Source organism: Xanthomonas sp. NCPPB 3959 (assembly GCF_056675575.1).
On sequence record NZ_JBWWVR010000004.1, the window covers coordinates 25,817 to 44,870 of the forward strand.

Annotated in this window: 13 protein-coding genes; 10 read left to right on the plus strand and 3 right to left on the minus strand. The window is 64.8% G+C overall.

All coding sequences use genetic code 11. From position 1 onward, the window contains the following. Window positions 1-55: 55 nt before the first annotated feature. The 9 genes from AC1KVG_RS06190 (at window position 56) to AC1KVG_RS06230 (ending at window position 12,534) form a co-directional block, all read left to right on the plus strand. Window positions 56-1,108: a Rieske 2Fe-2S domain-containing protein gene (locus tag AC1KVG_RS06190; RefSeq protein WP_481093796.1), complete on the plus strand. Its 1,053-nt coding sequence runs from the start codon at window positions 56-58 to the stop codon at window positions 1,106-1,108. Window positions 1,109-1,125: 17 nt separating this feature from the next. Continuing rightward, window positions 1,126-2,085: a PDR/VanB family oxidoreductase gene (locus AC1KVG_RS06195; protein ID WP_481093797.1), complete on the plus strand. Its 960-nt coding sequence runs from the start codon at window positions 1,126-1,128 to the stop codon at window positions 2,083-2,085. 398 nt (window positions 2,086-2,483) lie between these two features. Continuing rightward, window positions 2,484-3,797 (plus strand): NCS2 family permease, encoded by a 1,314-nt coding sequence (locus AC1KVG_RS06200; protein ID WP_481093798.1) that lies wholly within the window; start codon window positions 2,484-2,486, stop codon window positions 3,795-3,797. 117 nt (window positions 3,798-3,914) lie between these two features. Further along, complete coding sequence (locus AC1KVG_RS06205) at window positions 3,915-5,483, plus strand: adenosine deaminase family protein (RefSeq protein ID WP_481093799.1); 1,569 nt, start codon at window positions 3,915-3,917, stop codon at window positions 5,481-5,483. A gap of 146 nt (window positions 5,484-5,629) precedes the next feature. Further along, on the plus strand, window positions 5,630-6,793 hold the full coding sequence (locus AC1KVG_RS06210) for a nucleoside hydrolase (protein ID WP_481093800.1): 1,164 nt from the start codon (window positions 5,630-5,632) through the stop codon (window positions 6,791-6,793). A 133-nt stretch (window positions 6,794-6,926) separates the two neighbouring features. Next, the gene (locus tag AC1KVG_RS06215) at window positions 6,927-8,387 is read left to right on the plus strand and encodes an AtzE family amidohydrolase (RefSeq protein WP_481093801.1); all 1,461 of its coding nucleotides are present in this window, start codon (window positions 6,927-6,929) and stop codon (window positions 8,385-8,387) included. Further along, complete coding sequence (locus AC1KVG_RS06220) at window positions 8,387-9,967, plus strand: gamma-glutamyltransferase family protein (RefSeq protein WP_481093802.1); 1,581 nt, start codon at window positions 8,387-8,389, stop codon at window positions 9,965-9,967. Before AC1KVG_RS06215 ends, AC1KVG_RS06220 begins: the two co-directional genes overlap by 1 nt. Before the next feature lie 331 nt (window positions 9,968-10,298). Then, a complete protein-coding gene (gene gvpU, locus AC1KVG_RS06225; RefSeq protein ID WP_481093803.1) occupies window positions 10,299-10,757 on the plus strand; it encodes a gas vesicle accessory protein GvpU in 459 nt (152 codons plus the stop codon). Window positions 10,758-10,941: 184 nt separating this feature from the next. After that, window positions 10,942-12,534, plus strand: a complete 1,593-nt coding sequence (locus tag AC1KVG_RS06230) for a hypothetical protein (RefSeq protein WP_481093804.1) — start codon at window positions 10,942-10,944, stop codon at window positions 12,532-12,534. 151 nt (window positions 12,535-12,685) lie between these two features. Here the strand turns inward: AC1KVG_RS06230 and AC1KVG_RS06235 are convergent, their stop codons facing one another. Further along, window positions 12,686-15,211, minus strand: coding sequence for a S9 family peptidase (locus tag AC1KVG_RS06235; protein ID WP_481093805.1), 2,526 nt, complete (start codon window positions 15,209-15,211; stop codon window positions 12,686-12,688). A 114-nt stretch (window positions 15,212-15,325) separates the two neighbouring features. Beyond that, a complete protein-coding gene (locus AC1KVG_RS06240; protein ID WP_481093970.1) occupies window positions 15,326-16,213 on the minus strand; it encodes an alpha/beta fold hydrolase in 888 nt (295 codons plus the stop codon). A 390-nt stretch (window positions 16,214-16,603) separates the two neighbouring features. Here AC1KVG_RS06240 and AC1KVG_RS06245 point away from each other — a divergent pair, with 390 nt between their 5' ends. Further along, complete coding sequence (locus AC1KVG_RS06245) at window positions 16,604-17,494, plus strand: LysR family transcriptional regulator (RefSeq protein ID WP_481093806.1); 891 nt, start codon at window positions 16,604-16,606, stop codon at window positions 17,492-17,494. Between the two features lie 93 nt (window positions 17,495-17,587). On the opposite strand, the gene AC1KVG_RS06250 is transcribed toward AC1KVG_RS06245, so the two are convergent. Then, window positions 17,588-18,787 carry an MFS transporter gene (locus AC1KVG_RS06250; RefSeq protein WP_481093807.1) on the minus strand — a complete coding sequence of 400 codons (1,200 nt, stop codon included), beginning with the start codon at window positions 18,785-18,787 and terminating at the stop codon, window positions 17,588-17,590. Window positions 18,788-19,054: the final 267 nt, after the last annotated feature.

Sequence of the window (19,054 nt, forward strand, 5' to 3'; positions counted from 1 at the left end):
CGGCTTCCTAGAGTCAATCCGGCACCGCTCCCGCCCTACGCCAGAGACTGGACCCATGGATGTCGCCGTCCCCGCCTTGCCGCTGCACTGCACCTTCGCCGCCGCCGATTGGCAGCGCTTGGCCCAGCATTGGCACGCGGTGGCGCTAAGCAGCGAAGTGAGCGAGGCGCCGTTCAAGGCCACCCTGCTGGACGAGCCGCTGGTGCTGTACCGGCTGGGCAGCGAGCTGGTGGCCGCACGCGATGTCTGCCCGCACCGCGGCGTGCCGCTGAGCATGGGCACCGCCGATGGCGGCGGTGTGGTCTGCGCCTACCACGGACTGCGCTTCGGCGCGGGCGGGCGCTGCAACCACATTCCCGCCAGTCCCAACCAGAACATCCCGGCCAAGATGCGCCTGCACACCTATGCGGTGACCGAGCGCTACGGGTTAATTTGGGTGTGCCTGTCCAAACCGGCCGGGGTGAGCGAGGCCGAGGTGCAGATCCCGCCGATGCCCGGCTGGGACGAAGAGGGCTTTCAGCAGATCGTCTGCCCGGCCTTCGACATCGGCGGCAGCGCCGCGCGCCAGCTGGAAGGTTTCATCGACGTGGCGCATTTCGCCTTCGTGCACACCGCCACCTTCGCCCAGCCGGACAAGCGCGAGGTGCCGGCCTACACCACCACCGAAACGCCCACCGGCTTCAATGCCGATTACCTGAGCTCGGTGGCCAATTATTCGGTGGACATGCCGCTGCCGGACGTGGACCCCAACTTCCAGTGGCTGCGCCATTTCGAAGTGCATCTGCCGTTCACCGCCACGCTCACCATCCACTTCCCGGTGCCGGGCAAGCGGCTGGTGATCATGAACGCGGCCAGCCCGGTGTCCAAGCACAAGACCCGCCTGCTGGTGCCGATCGCGCGCAATTTCGACACCCATCTGCCGGTTGAAGACGTGCACGCCTTCAACCTGCGCGTGTTCGAGGAAGACCGCGCCATGGTGGAGGCGCAGCGCCCCGAATACCTGCCGCTGGACCCGCTCCTGGAAGTGCATATCCCGGCCGATCGCAGTTCGATCGCTTACCGCCGTGGCCTGCGCAGTCAGGGCTATAGCGACTTCTTTCTGCGTTGACGGCCGAGGAGCACGCCATGCAACTGCACGAGGTCCGCGTCGCCGACGTCTTCGACCAGGGCCATCGCCAACGCGCGATCCGGCTGGAGCCGGTGGGCGCGGAATTGCCGGCATTCGAAGCCGGTGCGCATGTGGATCTGCATCTGCCCGATGGCTTGATTCGCCAATACTCGATCGCCAGTGCGCCGCATGTGCGTGATCACTATCTGCTGTGCGTGAAGTTGGCCGATGCGTCGCGCGGCGGCTCGCGGCATCTGTGCGAACAGCTGAGTACCGGCGACCGCCTGCGTATCTCCAGCCCGCGCAATCTGTTCCCGCTGCATCCAGGCGAACGCCATGTACTGCTGGCCGCCGGCATCGGCATTACTCCACTGCTGTCGATGGCCGAGGCGCTGGAAGCGCGTGGCGAGCCGTTCGTACTGCATTACTACGCGCGCCGGCATGCCGATGTGGCCTTCGTGCAGCGGCTGCAACAAGGCTTCACCTATGGGCAGGTGCACGTGCACCTGAGCGACGGCGGCGAGAGCCCGCGCGTGCATGTGCCCGAGGAACTGAGCCAGGCGCGTGCGCGCGACCAGCTGTATCTATGTGGGCCTGCCGCGTTCATGGACCACTTCACGCTGCTTGCCAAAACCCACGGCTGGGCGTCGGAGCAACTGCACCGTGAACACTTCGCCGCTGCCGAAACCAACGTGGCGCACGATGCCGATAGCGCCTTCGAAGTGGAGCTGGCCGCCAGTGGGCGCGTGGTGCAGGTGCCGGCCGATTGCAGCATCGCCAGCGCGTTGCTCGATGCCGGCATCGAGGTGCCGCTGTCGTGCGAGCAAGGCATGTGCGGTGCCTGCCTGACCGGCGTGGTTGCCGGGACGCCGGATCACCGCGACAGCGTGCTCAGCGACAGCGCGCACGCCGCCAATACCCAGATCACGCTGTGTTGCTCGCGCAGCCGTTCGCCACGCCTGGTGCTGGATCTTTGAGCGCTCCGTATGTCGTGCGCCTGCGCAGACAGGAAAACAGCGGGCGCGCAGGTGGCTGACGCCGGTCACGCTGCAGCGCGAAGCGGCCGCCAACCTCGCAGGACACCTGTGGACGGACGTGAGCCCGGCATCTTCTTTCACGGCTTGATCGATGTGTGCACAAGGCGCCGCCGGCGCAGAGACAGACAAAGCCTGCGGTTATGCCATTACACCGCGCAACACGCATTGCACTTGCAGCAATCCGTGCCCAAGGTCCGTGGCAACCGCCGTCGCACAGTGCAAGATATTTGGCCCGCGCGCGTCCACTGCAATCGCGCGTGCCCCTCTGTGCCGATGAGATGCCTGCCAATGGTTGTTTGTGGGATCGCTTCCTCCCGCCCGTGCCGGGGCGCACGCTGATGCGCTGGCCCCGATTTGCGCTGTCCGCCAATGGCAGCAGCGTGCGTACCGAGGTCCTGGCCGGTGCCACTTCCTTCCTGACGATGGCCTACATCGTCTTCGTCAACCCCGACATCCTGGCCACCACCGGCATGGACCACGGCGCGGTGTTCGTGGCGACCTGTCTGGCCGCCGCGCTTGGCTCGCTGCTGATGGGCGTGCTGGCCAACTATCCCATCGGCATGGCACCGGGCATGGGCTTGAATGCGTTTTTCGCTTTCTCTGTGGTGGGCACGCTGGGTTACAGCTGGCAGCAGACGCTGGGGCTGGTGTTCGTGTCCGGCTGCGTGTTCCTGCTGCTCAGCGTCACCGGCGCACGACGCTGGCTGGTGGATGGCATCCCACCCACCTTGCGCAGTGCGATTGCAGCGGGCATCGGCCTGTTCCTGGCGTTGATCGGCTTGCAAAAAGCCGGGCTGGTGGTGGCGCATCCGCAGACGCTGGTAACCCTGGGCGACTTGCATCGGCCCGAGCCATTGCTTGCGTTGGCGGGACTGCTGCTGATCGGCGTACTGGAAGTGCGCCGCGTGCGCGGGGCGATGTTGCTGGGCATCCTGGCGGTCACCGTCGCTGCGCTGGCGCTGGGTCTGGTGCACTATCAGGGCGTGCTGTCGCTGCCGCCGAGCCTGGCGCCTACGCTGCTGCAGCTGGATATTGCCGGCGCCTTGCAAGACCATGGCGGCAGCGGCGCACTGACCGCCGTCCTGCACGTGGTGCTGGTGTTCGTGCTGGTGGAAATGTTCGATGCCACCGGCACCTTGATGGGCGTGGCCCAGCGCGCCGGTCTATTGCACACACAGGCGCACCGTCGCCAGTTCGACCGCGCCCTGCTCGCCGACAGCACCGCCATCCTGGCCGGCTCGCTGCTTGGCACTTCCAGCACCACCGCCTACGTGGAAAGCGCTGCCGGTGTACAGGTGGGTGGGCGTACCGGGCTCACCGCGCTGGTGGTGGCAGCGCTGTTTCTGCTGGCGCTGCTGTTCTCGCCATTGGCGGCGATGGTGCCGGCGTATGCCACCGCACCGGCGCTGATCTACCTGGCATCGGTGATGCTGCGCGAGTGCACGCAGATCCAGTGGGACGATGTCGGCGACGCGCTACCGGCCGCGATCTGCATGCTGGCCATGCCGCTCACCTATTCCATCGCCACCGGCCTGGCCTTCGGCTTCATCACCTATGCGGCACTCAAGCTGGGCAGCGGCCGCTGGCGCGCCGTGCATCCGGCCACCTGGGCGATTGCCGGCCTGTTCGTGCTGCGCTATGCCTTGGAGTGAGCGAGTCGCCGTAGCTATTTCAGCTCCTGCCCCCTGGTCACCCACCGCGTCGCGCGGCAAGCTGCACCGCAACCGACAGCGCCACGACGTTGCTGTCTCATTCCCAGAGCTCACCACATGCCACATCGTTATCGCTGTCTGATCCTCAGCTTGTGCACCTTGTTACCGGGCATGACGCTCGCACGCCCGGCGCAGGCGCCTGCGCAACAGCGCGAGCAGCAGGTGGCGCAGCTGTTTCACGACGCGGCCGCGCAACCTGCGCAATTGCGCGCGTGGCTGCAAGCCATGCCCAAGGGCGGCGACCTGCATAACCATCTCTCCGGTTCGGTCTATGCCGAGAACTATCTGCAATGGGCCAGCGACGACGGCGCCTGCGTGCAGCTGGACGACCTGAGCCTGCGCGCGCCGCCGTGCGCTAAAGGCCAGGAGCCTGCACGCGACCTGGCAACGCGCAATGCCGCGCTGTATGGCCGGGTGGTGGATAGCTTGTCGATGCGCAAGTTCCTGCCCAGCTCATCGCAACCCACCGGACACGATCAGTTCTTCAGCACCTTCGGCAAGTTCGACGCGGTGGTGCGTGCACGCGTTGCCGACACCGTGGCCGCGGTGCTGGAGCAGGCCGCACGCGACCGCGTGCCTTACGTGGAAATCATCGCCAACCCGCCGCAGATGGATCAGGCCGCAAAACAGATGCAGGCTCTGCCATGGAAGGCCGATGACGACGCAGCCAATCTGCGCGCCCTGCAGGATGCCTTGCCGCCTCTGGTGCAGGCTGCGCAACGCGACCTTGCCGACACCGATGCCCAGGTGCGCCGCGTGCTGCAGTGCGACCAGCCCGATGCGCGTCCCGGCTGCCAGGTCGCGTATCGCTACGTGCCTTACGTGCTGCGCGTGTTGCCGCAACCGATGGTGTTCGGGCAGATGGCGCTTGCGCATGCGCTGATCGCTGCCGGCGGCAGCCGCGCGGTGGCGTTGAACATCGTTGCGCCCGAAGACAACCCGGTGGCGCTGGCCGATTACGCACGCCACATGGCGATGTTCCGTTTCTTCGCAACGCGCTATCCCAACGTGCCGCTGTCCCTGCATGCCGGCGAGCTGGCGTTGGGCCTGGTGCCGCCCGCGCAACTGCGCTCGCATATCCGCCAGGCGGTGGACGTGGGTGCACGCCGCATCGGTCACGGTGTGGATCTGCCTTACGAAGACGACGTGGATGGATTGCTGCAGCGCATGCGCCGCGATCAGATCGCGGTGGAGATCAACCTCACCAGCAACGATGTGATTCTGGGCGTCAAAGGTGGCGCGCATCCGCTGGCGATGTATCTGCGCGCCGGTGTGCCGGTGGTGCTGTCCACCGACGATGCCGGCGTCTCGCGCGCGGACATGACCCACGAGTATCAACGCGCGATGCAGGAGCAAGGCATCGATTACCCCACGCTCAAGCAGCTCGCTCGCAACGGGCTGACTTACAGCTTCCTGCCGGGCACCAGCGTGTGGAGCGCAGACGGTAAAGCTGCGCAGGCCTGCGCCACAGCATTGCAGCGCGAAACCGATGATGCTGCGTGCCAAGCATTCCGCCAGAGCAGCGAGAAGGCACGGCTGCAATGGCAGCTTGAAACCGATCTGGCGCAGTACGAGCGCATGCTGTTGCAGCAACGCAAAGTGCAGACAACACCAGCTGACGCATAACCCGTAGGAGCGCGCTAGCGCGCGAAGAGGCTTCACCGATAACGCCTCATCGCGCGCAAGCACGCTCCTACAAACGCAACCTCCATCAAACGCAGCCTCCATTCCATCTTCGCCGCGATGCATTCCACCCCCATGACCAAAGCGCAATGACCCACTCACACGCCGCCCCATCCAAACGCCGCGTCATTCTCGAAGACGATATCGACGGCTTCACGCCCGCGCAGTTGCTGCTGTTGCAATCGCCCGAGGTCGAGGTGCTGGGCATCAGCGCGGTCAGCGGCAACATCTGGCGCGACGAAGTGCTGGCGCATAGCTGCCGTCTGCTGGAACTGGCCGGCCAGCCGCAGATTCCGGTACTACCCGGCCCGGTGCATCCGCTGCTCAACAGCGAGCTCGCCACCGAGCGTTGGGAAGCGCTCTACGGCAAGCTGGTCTGGAAAGGTGCATGGACCAAACACTGGGTGGATGGCGACACCGTGCAGAGCGCGCCGCGTTATCACGCACACGACGTGGTGCCCGACCTGGCGTTGGGCAATCCCAGCGTGGTGCGCGCATCCGACGAACCGGCTGCGTTGTTCATGCTGCGCATGGTGCGCCTGTATCCGGGCGAGGTGAGCATCATTGCCACTGGCCCGCTGACCAATCTAGCACTCGCCCAATCGCTGGATCCGGCCTTCGCCACGCTGGCGCGCGAGCTTGTCTATATGGGCGGCAGCCTCAACCCGCGGCAGCAACGCAACAGCATCAGCGCGCAGCAATTCGCGCGCGAATTCGTCAACTCGCCACGCCGCGAATTCAACATCCGCTGGGATCCGGAAGCGGCCAGCATCGTCATGCGCGCGCCCTGGCGCAAGATCACCATGGTGCCGGTGGACCCATCGACCGCGACCGAACTCACGCCAGCATTGCTGGCACGCATGAGCGCTGCCGATACCAGCATCGGCCACGCATTGCGTCGTCGCGAACCCGGCTTTCCGATGTGGGACGAGCTTGCCACTGCGGTGTGGCTGCGCCCTGAGTTGGCAACGCACACCGAGACGCTTTATGTCGATACCAATACCGCTTTCGATGCCGGCTATGGCGACATCCTGTCGTGGGCACCTGGCTATCAGCCTGGACTGGGCGAACAGGCACAGACGGTAGTGCATGCGGTGGATGTGGACGCGTTCGAGCGATTACTGGTCGATCACCTCACTGCGCCGCAGCCGCCGGCAGTGGGATTGCCGTTACCCCCTTTCCCGTCGGGAGAAGGTGCCCGAAGGGCGGATGAGGGTGCGGCAACTGAGAAAAATGCTGCGCCAGTTGAGTAGGGTGCAAGCAAGGTAAACGCGTACCTGATACATCTCCAACTAGCGGGGCACCCTCACCCCAACCCCTCTCCCGGCGGGAGAGGGGCTTGGACGACACCCACACCCGCAACTCCCAGCAACCCAAGGTGACCTCATGCAACTCCCAGCGCAGTGGCAGGCCGGCATCGATCGCAATACCGAGGTCCTGCGCGGCCACGCGCAGCTGCTCGCCAGCTTCAACGCCCCGCGCCCAACGCAACAGGACAGCACCACTCCGCGCGGGCAGATCGCCTCCATCGTCAGCACCACCCGCAGCCAGCCCACGCTGGCCGCACGCCATGCCACCCAGACGCTCACGCATATCCACCAGGCCAACGACGGCCTGCGCGCGATCACCCGTCTGCTGCCCGCACGCGCCGCAGCCGATGCCACGCGCGTGCAGGCCGCGCTGGCCGGCGGCAGCGACGGCGGTGCGTTGGCCGGCGTGCCGTTCGTGGTCAAGGACCTGTTCGATGTCGCTGGTGAGGTCACCACCGCTGGTGCCGTCGTGCGCGCGCAATGCGCCCCGGCCGCGCGCGACGCCGCCGTAGTGCAACGTCTGAGCGATGCGGGCGCGGTGCTGGTAGGCACCGCCAACATGGACGAATTCGCCTACGGGTTTGCCACCGTCAATGCGCATTACGGCACCACCGCCAACCCGCACGATCACCGCCATCTGGCCGGTGGTTCGTCGGGTGGCTCGGCTGCTGCGGTGGCCGCCGGTCTGGTGCCATTCGCGCTGGGCTCGGACACCAACGGCTCCATCCGTGTCCCGGCCGCATTGTGCGGCGTGTACGGCCTGCGTCCCACCCACGCCGCGTTGCCGCTGGACGGCGTGTTCGGCTTCGTCGATGCGCTGGATGTGGTCGGCCCGTTCGCCACCTCCATCGCCGATCTACGCCGCGTCTATGAAGTGATGCTTGGTCACGCCGTTACCTCCTGCAATCCCGGCAGTTTGCGCATCGCACGCCTTGGCGGCTGGTTCCAACGCAATCTCGACCCCGACCTGGATGCCGGCCTCAGCGCATTGCTCACCGCCTGCAACAGCACCACCCTCATCGAATTACCCGAAGCAGAACGCGCCCGCGCCGCCGCCTTCGTGCTCACCGCTGCCGAGGGCGGCCATCGTCATCGCGCCGGTTTGAGCACGCATGCCGAGCAGTTCGACCCGGCCACCCGCGACCGCCTGCTTGCCGGCCTGCAATTGCCTGCCAGCGCGGTCGCCGATGCACACCGCTTCGCGCACTGGTTCAGCGCCGCCATGCAACGCCTGTGGGACGAGGTGGATGTGTTGATTGCACCAACCACACCGTGCGTGGCACCACGCATCGACCAGGACACCATCCAGATCGACGGCCTGCCGGTGTCTGCGCGCGCCAACTTGGGCATCTTCACCCAACCGCTCGGGCTTGCCGCCTGCCCGGTATTGGCCGCCCCGTTGCCACGCCCCGGCCGCCTGCCGCTGGGCGTGCAATTGATTGCTGCGCCCGGCCGCGAAGACCGTTTATTTGCACTCGCCGCGCAACTCGAACGCGACGGCCTGCTCGCCTTCAGCCCACCGGCGGAGACACACTGATGCTGCACACCTTGCGCGCGCGTCGCGGCATGGTCGTGGCCCCGCATCATCTGGCCGCACAAGCCGGGCGCGATATCTTGCGCGACGGCGGCAACGCCATCGAAGCCGCCGTCGCCACCGCCGCCTGCCTGGCCGTGGTGTACCCGCACATGACCGGTATCGGTGGCGACGGCTTCTGGCTGATCCACGAACCCGACGGCCGCGTACACGCCATCGATGCCTGCGGCCGCGCTGCACAGGCGGCAACCTTGGACTTCTATCGCGGCCACAGCAGCATTCCGTGGCGCGGCCCCGGTGCGGCCAATACCGTGGCCGGCACCGTCTCCGGCTGGGCACTCGCGCTGCAGCACGCAGGCGGCAGCTTATCGCTGCACCGCTTATTGCAGGACGCCATTCACCATGCCAGCGATGGCGTACCGGTCACGTTAGGCGGCGCACACATCGCCGCCAGCAAGAGCGCCGAACTGCGCGTGCAACCCGGCGCCTACGCCAGCATCTTCGAGCCACACGGCGCGCCCCTGCACGAAGGCGCGCTGCTGCAACAAGCGCACCTCGCACGCACCTTGCAACGGCTCGCCGACAATGGGTTGGAGAGCTTCTATCGCGGCGCACTGGCCGACGACATCGCCGCCGACCTGCAAGCCCTCGGCAGCCCGCTCAACGCACACGACCTCGCAAGCCATCATGCCGAAACCACTGTGCCGCTCTCGGTCGCCATCCACGGCGCACGCCTCTACAACCACGCACCGCCCACGCAAGGCCTCGCCTCGCTGCTGATCCTCGCCTTGTTCGATCGCCTGCATGCCGAACAGCCCGACAGCTACGCGCACCTGCACGGCCTGATCGAAGCCACCAAACAGGCCTTCCTGATTCGCGACGCACACATCGGCGACCCCGCCTGGATGACGCTCGACGCACAGGCCCTGCTAGACGACAACGCCGCACTCGACGCGCTGGCCGCACGCATCGACATGCGCACTGCATTGCCCTGGCCGCAGCCCTCGCAGGCAGGCGACACCGTCTGGTTCGGTGCCATCGACGCGCACGGCCGCGCCGTCAGCTGCATCCAGTCAACGTATTTCGAATTCGGCTCCGGCCTGGTGCTGCCGCGCACCGGCATCACCTGGCAAAACCGCGGCTGCAGCTTCCGCCTCGCCGCCGACGGCTGGAACGCACTCGCCCCAGGCCGCAAACCCTTCCACACCCTAAACCCCGCACTCGCCACTTTCGACGACGGCCGTGTCATGGCCTACGGCACCATGGGCGGCGAAGGCCAACCACAAACCCAGGCCGCCCTCTTCTCCCGCTACGCCCGCTTCGGCGTGCCGCTACAACAGGCCATCACGGCACCACGTTGGTTGCTCGGCCGCACATGGGGCGAAGACAGCACCTCGTTGAAGTTGGAAGACCGCTTTGATCCAGCAGTGGTGCAGGCACTATGCGATGCCGGGCATGCGGTGGAGCTGCTGCCCGCATATACCTCGGTCATGGGGCATGCGGGTGCATTGGTGCGCGAGGTGGATGGCGTGATCAGCGGGGCGAGTGATCCTCGCTCGGATGGTGCGGTGGCTGGATGGTGATGGTTGGGGCTTGTTGCCGCTTGCTGCATCTGCATTCGTGATGGGCAGGCGTTGCTGCCAGCCAATCAAGCCATCGCGTCAAAGAGTCAGAGCGTCAGATTGCACGACAGCAGAGGCTAGCGCTCAGGATCAAGACTCCAACCAGAGCAAGCCGACGGGGGTAAACATGTCATAGACTCCGAGCATGCTCTCCAAGGCGACCATGGCGGACTCAACCACGCCGATCACTGGACAGGACGCACTTGCTTTCTTGGGCATGCGGGGCGATGCGTAGGCACGTCGCTGCGCTTACTTCAACATACGCGTTACACCTTCCACCAAGGAGAGCCACATGACAGATCAAGACGACAATCAACCGAACCTGGAAGACGTCAAGCTGGCGTTCGACGGCCAGAGCCTGGATTGGTATCTGCAGAAGCTGGTCGCTACCGTCAATAGTTCGAACGTGCAGTTCGGCATTACGCTGTTTGTCGAAGGCATCATCGTTTCTGGCCAGCTGGTCAGCGGCAAGCAGTACTTCGAGGCATTCGCGCAGGAATTTTCTGCCGCCTATCCCGGCAACGCCGAAGAAAAAGAAGATATCCGTCGCGCGTTTGCCAGCCATGCCAGCATCTACGACACGGAAGAGGACGCTCAGCAGAGCAGCACGCCTCCGCAGTTCCTTCACCTGATCGAGTCGCGTTGCTTCTCGCCCGGCGGCCAACCCCTGCCCAGCAACCGTGGTGTGCTGTGGCGCGGCAAAGTGAATGCCGTCTCCGGCTTTACCCTGGGATCGCTCTCGGCAGATTAGGCCTGGCAGACTCGGTCTTCGTGTGAGGTGCCCGTCATCTCACACCGGACTATCTGAAAGATCGGCAAGAGCGCGACGGCTGCGCGACGCGATCTGTGCGCAACGCCACGTGGCGATTGGATCCGCAGACGCTAGGCTGCTGACGGCGCTTTGAAAGGGCCAAGCGCCACACAGGGAGAACACCATGGCGACATTCAGCGTGGCAATCGATCCACTGGGCGCAGCCCCAAGCGAGACCTCGTCGGATGCGGTCGGCATCTGTCTCTCCGGCGGCGGCAGTCGTGCGCTGTCGTGTGCGCTGGGTCAACTGCGCGGGCTGCGCTCCCTGGGGCTTCTGGACAAGGTGGCGGCGATCTCTTCGGTGTCCGGCGGGACATGGGCCAATGTGTTGTTCACCTATCTGCCGACGTCGATCAGCGACGACGACTTCCTGGGGCCGGTGGTGCTGGATCCAGCGCAACTCACCTTGGACGAGTTGGGGAAAATGGGCAGCAACAATCTCGGCCAGGTGCCGTACCGGCTCGGCACGTTGCCGATCGTCGCCGAACTGGCCGAGTACCGGCTGAGCAAACGCTACGCGCCGGCGGATATGTGGCAGGCGGTGATCGGCAAGCTGGTATTGAAGGATTTCGGCTTGTGGAATCCGGATGCCACAGGCGTGGATCCGCGTTATTTCACCGGCACGACGCAGTATCTGGCGGAAGGCCCGCTGCTGCGCAATCCGCAGTTGAGCAGCGACAACTTCTACACCATCCGCGACGGGCGGCCGTTGCCGATCTTCAATACGTCTGTCTTCATCAACGACAGCGTGACCTCGGATCTGGTGCCGTTCGAAGCCAACTGGTTGCTTGGCGTGCGTGGCGTTTTCAACCAGCCTGAGCAACTCGGTGTCATGGGTGGAGGCCTGATCGAGTCGTTCGCGATGGGCAGCGATTACATCGCCGACGCTGGTACCGACGGAGTCACTACCAGCGTGCCGCCGCGCGTCTTCAGCCTCAACGATATTGCTGGTTGCAGCAGCATGGCGCCGGCGCAGGACTTCGAAGAGAAGTTTCCCGAGATCAATGGCCTGGTGCCGCGTTATCCGTACTGGCCGGTCGATGGTCGTGAGAGCCAACCGACGCTAAGTTACCGCTTCGCCGACGGCGGCAACCTGGAGAACCTGGGCATCATGCCGCTGCTGGCACGCGGCATTGCGCGTCTGCTGGTGTTCGTCAATTCCGATCAAGGGGTGAACATCGACCCGGAATCAGGCGAAACCGTGGTTGCCGACGATCTGCCGCCGCTGTTCGGGCTACAGCCGTTCTGCGAGAAAACGCGCAGCTATCCGGCATACGCCAATGCGCAATTGTGCGAAGACGCCAACGGCATGTTCCGGCACAACCAGGTATTCGACACCGCCGCATTCGATACATTGAAACAGGGGCTGCTGGCAGCCAAAAAATCCGGTGGCGCGCTGCTGGTACGGCAGACCTTGCGCGTGCTGGCAAATAGCTGGTTCAACGTGCCGGCGCAGCAGTCGGTCGAGGTGCTGTGGGTGTACAACGATCTGGTGCGTGCATGGTGGAAGCAATTGCCGGATGAAACGCAGATTGAGCTGGATCTGCAAAGCGTGGACGATTTTCCGCTCTATGGCACGGTCACCCAGCTGCATCTGTCCTATCCGTTGGTCAATGCGCTGGCGCATCTGAGTTGCTGGAACCTTGCCTCCGACAGCACGGTGGGCAACCCCAACGGGCAAAGCAATGCCGATGTGGTGCGTGGCATGTTTGCGTGATGCGTGCACACCGATGTGTGCCGCCAATGCAGTCACTCACCAAACGGGGCCGGAGCGCCCTTTACCAGACAGCATCTGCCTGCAAAGAACGCTCCAACCCCGCGCTGATGTCAATGCCAGCTTTGAATAACACGCTGCATTGGCACGCCACTTACTGCTTTGGCTTGCCAGCCGCCTGCTTTGGCTTGCTAGCCGCATCGCGCGGCGGCGCGTTTTTCACGTAACGGTCGAACCAGTCCAGCATCTCGGCGACCACGTCTTCGGTGGATTCGCGTGCGGTATACCAATGCGGTTCGAACGGCAGCAACACCAGCCGCGCAGTGCCGCCGTTGCCACGGATCGCCTGGAACAACCGCGGTGCCTGAGTGGTTTCGGTCCCGGGGTTGGCGTCGTCCATGCCGTGCACGATCAACAACGGTTCGTTGATCTTGTCGGCGTGGAAGAACGCAGACGCCTGCGCGTAGACCTCCGGCGCGGCCCAGAACGAACGGCGCTCGTTCTGGAATCCGAACGGTGTCAGCGTCTTGTTGTAGCTGCCGCTAGTGGCGGCGCCAGCGCGGAACAAGTCGGTCTGTGCCAACAGATTGGCCGTCATCAGCGCGCCGTGGCTATGCCCGGTGACGCCGATCCGCTGGCGATCGACCACGCCCAATTCCACCGCCTTGTCCACCGCAGCGGTGGCGTCGTCCACCAGCTGCTGCAGGTAGGTGTCGTACGCGGTCTTGGGGTCTCCCACAATGGGGAAGGCGGCATCGTCGATGATCGCGTAACCGGCCAGCAGCAGCACCTGGTAGTAGCTCAGCCGGGTGAAGTCGCGTTCGCTGGCGCCGCTGACCTGGCCTGCCTTGGAAGGGTCTGCATAGTCGAGCGGGTAGGCATACAGGATCGCCGGCACGCGCGTGCCTTCCTTATAGCCGGGCGGCGTGTACAGGGTGAACGACAGCTCCACGCCGTCCTTGCGCTTGTAGGTCACCAGCCGCTTCTTGATCTGCCGCACCAGCGGGGTCGGATCCGGAAAGTGGGTGACCGGCGTTGCGGTCGAGGCAAGGACCGCCTCGCCCGTGGCCGCCGTCGGCAGCGGCTGGCCCAGCGTGCGCAGATACACGTTGGGCGGGTCGGTCAGCGACTGGTGCCAGGTCAACAGGCGCGACACATCGTCGCCGGCAAAACCGAAGAACAGCTCGTCCACACTGGTATCGCTGCGGAACAGCCGCTGGGTCTTGCCACTGGCCAGCGCATAGCGATCCAGAAACGGCCGGTCGCCCGCCGGCGAGGCGCCCTGCCCGCTCAGGAACAACGCACCCCGCTCTTCGCGCAGCACGGCCTGGCCGTTGGCCAGCACACGCATCTCCGTCAGACCGGGATCGGCGTACAAATCGTCGGTGGACAGGTCGAACAACACCCGTCCGGCAGTGCCGGGGCGGTCGGCATCCACCAAGGTGGTACGCCGCCAATGGCGGTTTTCGTCGTATTCGTCCAGCAGCGCCTGGCCGCCTTCGGCAAACCATGACAAGCCGGAATAACGCTGCTGCACACGGGTGACTTCACGCGGTTTGGCGGTGAACGGTGCAGCCAGCGTCATCAACTTGTCGCGCGCGGGCACATTGGTTTTCCAATCGCCACCATCCAGCGCTTCGGCCCAGACCAGCGTGGCCGGCTGGTTGGCGCGCCAGGAATACGCACGCGGGCCAATCGACACGCCTTGCACCGGCACCCGGTCGGCAACCGGCAGATCGGCCAGCACGCGCTCTCTGCCATTGGCCAGATCCAACACCGCCACATCATGCGCAAACCGCGCATAGGTGGTGACGTAGGAGTACGGCTGCTTCAACCGTTGCACCAGCACGTGGCGGCCATCGGGCGCGCCATCCACGTTGCTGTAGACCGCAGGCGTACCGAGCTTGCGCTGGCTGCCGTTGGCCACATCCACCGTGAGCAGCTGGGAGGTGGCGTAGTAGGTAAACAAGGCCTCGTCTTCGGGGCTGGCGAGCGTATCGCGTGCTTCATAGGTGCTGCTTTCGCCCTTGCCCTGGATGGTTTCCTTGACCTCCGGGCCTGGCGGCACCGCGGCCTTGCGCGGGGCGGCGCCCAGATCTTGCGGCACCGTCTTCAGCAGCAGGGTGTCGCTGCCGCCCAGCCACTGGATCTCGCCGCCCAGCACCGGGTTGAGTTGCACACCGTCGATCCTGCGCACGTTGCCGGTGGCCACTTCGCCCACCCACAGCTCTACGCGATCGGCCGCAGTGTTGTTGAAGGCGAAGCGGCGCCCGTCCGGCGACCACACCGGCGCTGCCGGGCAGGCACCGGCCGGCAGGCTCACGGCGGTCTGCCTGCCGCTTGCAACATCCACCAGGCTGAAGCCCTGCAGGCAGGAACGAATGCCGTAACCGTTGGACATGTCGTGGCGGCTATGCGTGCGCGGCTCCACACGCACGCCGGCCAGCTTCAGATACGGCTCGGCCACGCGCGCGATCGGCGGGTACTGGGTGCGCTGCACCAGCAACAAGGTCTTGCCGGTGGGGTCTAACCGCGGCGACGGATTGAGCGGTGCGCGCAACACGCTCAACAATGGCTCCGGTGGCTGCCGGTAACCGCCATCGGGCGTGCCGGCAACCGCAGACACCGGCAAAAGGCTGGCAAGCACCAGTAACCCGCTCCATCGGTACGCGGTGAGCATCTCGGTAGTTCTCCGGGGAATGATCACAGCAACCTAGCACGCCGACACAACGGCTCATATGCGCGCGAACGCAGCCCTGTCGCTGCGTCCGCAGGACGCGTGCAAACGACGCAGTTACGCCGATGCCTTGAACGTGCGCGACAGGAACTCGCCGATGTAGCGCGCAATCTCCGGCGCATGCGTTTCCAGCGCGAAGTGGCCAGCATCCAGCAGATGCACTTCGGCCTTCGGCAGATCCTTGCGATACGCCTGCGCGCCCGGTGGAATGAAGGCTGGATCGTGCTTGCCCCACACCGCCAGCAACGGTGGCTGATGCTTGCGGAAATACGCGTGGAATCGCGGATAGGCGGCCACATTGCTGCGGTAGTCCAGGATCAGATCGAGCTGGATCTCTTCGGCACCCGCACGCGCCATGTAGGCGATGTCCAGCGTGTAGCCATCGGGCGACAGCCTGCTCGGGTCGGCACCGGTGCCGTACTGCCAGTCGCGGATGGTTTGCGGCAACAGCGACCCGCGGCAAGCCTGGCGATTGGCTGCGGTTGGCTCACGCCAATATGTCTGCCATGGGCCCCATTGATCGCTGAAACCTTCCAGATAGGCATTGCCGTTCTGGCTGATGATGGCGCTCACCTTGTGCGGATTTGCCGCAGCCAATCGAAAACCGACCGGCGCACCGTAATCGAACACATACATGCTGTAGCTGGCGAGTCCCAACGCCTCGGTGAAGCCTTCGATCACTTTGTAAAGGTTCTCAAACGTGTAATCGAACTGCCCGCGCGGCGGTGCCTTGGTATTGCCGAAGCCCGGCAGATCCGGCGCAATCAGCCGGTACCGGCTTGCCAGCAGCGGCATCAGATCGCGGAACATATGGCTGGCACTGGGGAACCCGTGCAGCAGCAACAGCACCGGCGCGTCCTTGCGCCCGGCCGCGCGATAGAACACCTCGACATCGCCGACCTGTTGCGTGTGGAAAGTGACGCGGCACGCTTCGTCGTTCGGCATGGTGTTCTCCTTGAGTGTCATCGTGTTGGAAGGTTCGGCAGCGCCGAGCGCGCCGGCGCCAAGTGCGTACGCGGTGCCTATGCACGATGCCAGCAGCGGGGCGCGGCGGCTGATCCCTGTTGTGGCGTTGTCGGTAGTGGCTGCGATGAGCGCATCGGTATGCGCCATGGAAATTTCCAGATCGATGAGGTGGCGGCCATGCTAGGTGCACAGGCAGCTGTCGAGAACCGCCAAGGGTGTCAATTCACCATTGCCGTTGCTGCAATGCTGCGCGCAGATGCGCACTGCGTGCGATCGCCAGTCATTGCGTGGGTCGCGTAGCGCGCATCGGCAGGCTGCTACCCTCCCGCCACCTCCGACTTTGGGACGCCCGTGGACCGCATCCAGGAAATGACACTGTTTGCCGCGCTTGCAGAGCAAACAAGCTTTGCCGGCGTTGCGCGGCGTCTTGGCATTTCCACCGCAACGGTCACCCGCACCATCGCGCAGCTGGAAAACCGCCTGGGCGTGCTGCTGGTCGTGCGCACCACACGCAACATGCGGCTCACCGAAGCCGGGCAGCAGTACGCCATCGATTGCCGTCGCCTGCTTGCCGATTTGGACGACATCGAAAATAGAGCGGCCGGATTGCATGCACTTCCCAACGGCTTGCTGACGGTGACCGCGCCGCAGATGTTCGGCGCATTGCATGTCACACCGCTATTGACGCGCTTTCTGAGTCAATACCCATCGATGACTGCGCGCGCCGTGCTGGTCGACCGCGTTCTGCCGCTACTGGACGAAGGCATCGATGTCGCGGTACGCATCGGCGTACTGCCCGACTCGTCGCTGACTGCCATCCCGGTCGGCAGCGTGCGTCGCATGGTCTGCGCCTCGCCCGGCTATCTGGCAGAGCACGGCACTGCGCAGCGGCCGGACGATTTGTTGCAGCACGCCACCATCTCCACCGCATCTTCCGAGCGTCCACCCAAATGGCCGTTCCGCATCGATGGCCATGAGCATCTGGTAGAGGTCGCCTCACGCCTCAATGTGACCTCGTTCAACGCCGCCATCATCGCCGCAGTGCAGGGCTGGGGATTGACGCAGGTGCCGTCTTACCAGATCCGCGAACACCTGCAGAGCGGCAAGCTCACGTGCATCCTCGACACGTTCGAGATCGCACCAGAGCCGGTGCACGTGGTCTACGTGGAAGGACGCCGGGGCTCATCCAAGGTGCACACGTTTGTCGATTATTGCGTGGATGCCCTGCGGCAGGATCTGGGTTTTTACGCTGGCGTTTGAGCTGATGACTTGATCGAACCCTTGCTCTGGCGGCATAGCGTGGCGCGAGCTGCCTTCCATGCGATGAGCGCTGCATCGTGCAATCACCAGCACTCAGGGCTGCAAACGATCGCCCCGCCCTGCCACCAAGGACGATGCCAGCAGCAACACGCTGGCACCCACGAACGTGGCACCAATGGAGACATGATCCAGCAGGACACCGCCTGCGGCGCCGCCCAGCATGATGGAGAGCTGGATCGCGGCAACCATCAAGCCGCCACCACTTTCCGGTGCATCCTTGATGCAGCGGCTCAGCCAGGTGGACCAGGCCACCGGCATCGCCGAATTGAGCGTGCCCCAGGCGATCATCGCAATTGCCACAGCCCACACCACATGGCCGGCGAGCAGCATGCACATGGTCGCCACACCCAGCGCGACCGGCAGCACAGTGAGCAGGGTGAACAAGCGCTTGGGCACCAACGCGGTGGCGGCATAGGTCCCGACGAACCCAGCCAAACCCAGGCCAAGCAGCAACAACGACAGTTGCGAGACGTCGACCTGCGCAATGGTTTCCAGAAAAGGGCGGAAATAAGTGAACGCAGAGAACGCACCGGCAAACCCCAGCATCACCGCCAGCATGGCGCGCGCAACATAACGACGCTTCAACAAGGTGACGATACCGCTCAGCGAAGTGGCGCCTTGCGCTGGCATCGACGGCAGGCTGCGCCACTGCCAGACGATGGTGAGCGCAACCAGCGGCAGCATGCCCCAGAACACACCGCGCCAGCCGATGGTTGCACCCAGATAACTGCCCAACGGCGCGGCGAATGCGGCAGCGACCGCGTTACCGATAAATATGATGCCCAAGGCCTTGGGTACCGCATGCTCGGGCATGATGCGCATCACCGTGGCGGTGGACAGCGCCCAGAACCCACCAATGACGACGCCGAGCAGCGCACGCGCGGCCATCAACATGCCGAAGCTGTGCGCGTTGGCGATCAACAACAGCGACACCAACATCATCGTGGTCAGCGTGAGCAGCACATGGCGCCGATTGAAGCGCGACGACAGCGGTGCGATCAGCAAGCTGGCGACCACGGCGAACAGGCCGGAGATCGAAATCGCCTGTCCGGCCATGCCAGCGCTTGCGTGCAGATCCGCAGCGATCGGCGTGAGCAGGCTCACCGGCATGAATTCGGAGGCGATCAACAGCGCAACGCATAGCGACATCGAACCGACCGCGCTCCAGGTCTGGCGTGTTGCTGCAGGTGCGGCACGGGATGGTGTGTCTGTGGCGAGCGAACTGGCTGGCATGTGGGGGCCTTGCGCGAAGAGTGGATGCGGTAAGAACGCCACGCCGCAAACGCGCGATGTAGCGCCGCTCGAGAGCGAACCTGGCGTTCGAGAGGGATGCGCTGCAGACAGCGATGCGACGCATCGACATGCCACTGCAGCGACGCACGACGGGCGCAATGCAGCAACGGATGCTGCGGCTCGGGCGTGCGCGTGTCTGGAGGTGCTGCAGCTTACGCAGGCAGCGGGCGGCGATAAAGATGGCTGATCCGCACGGGCTTATGAAGC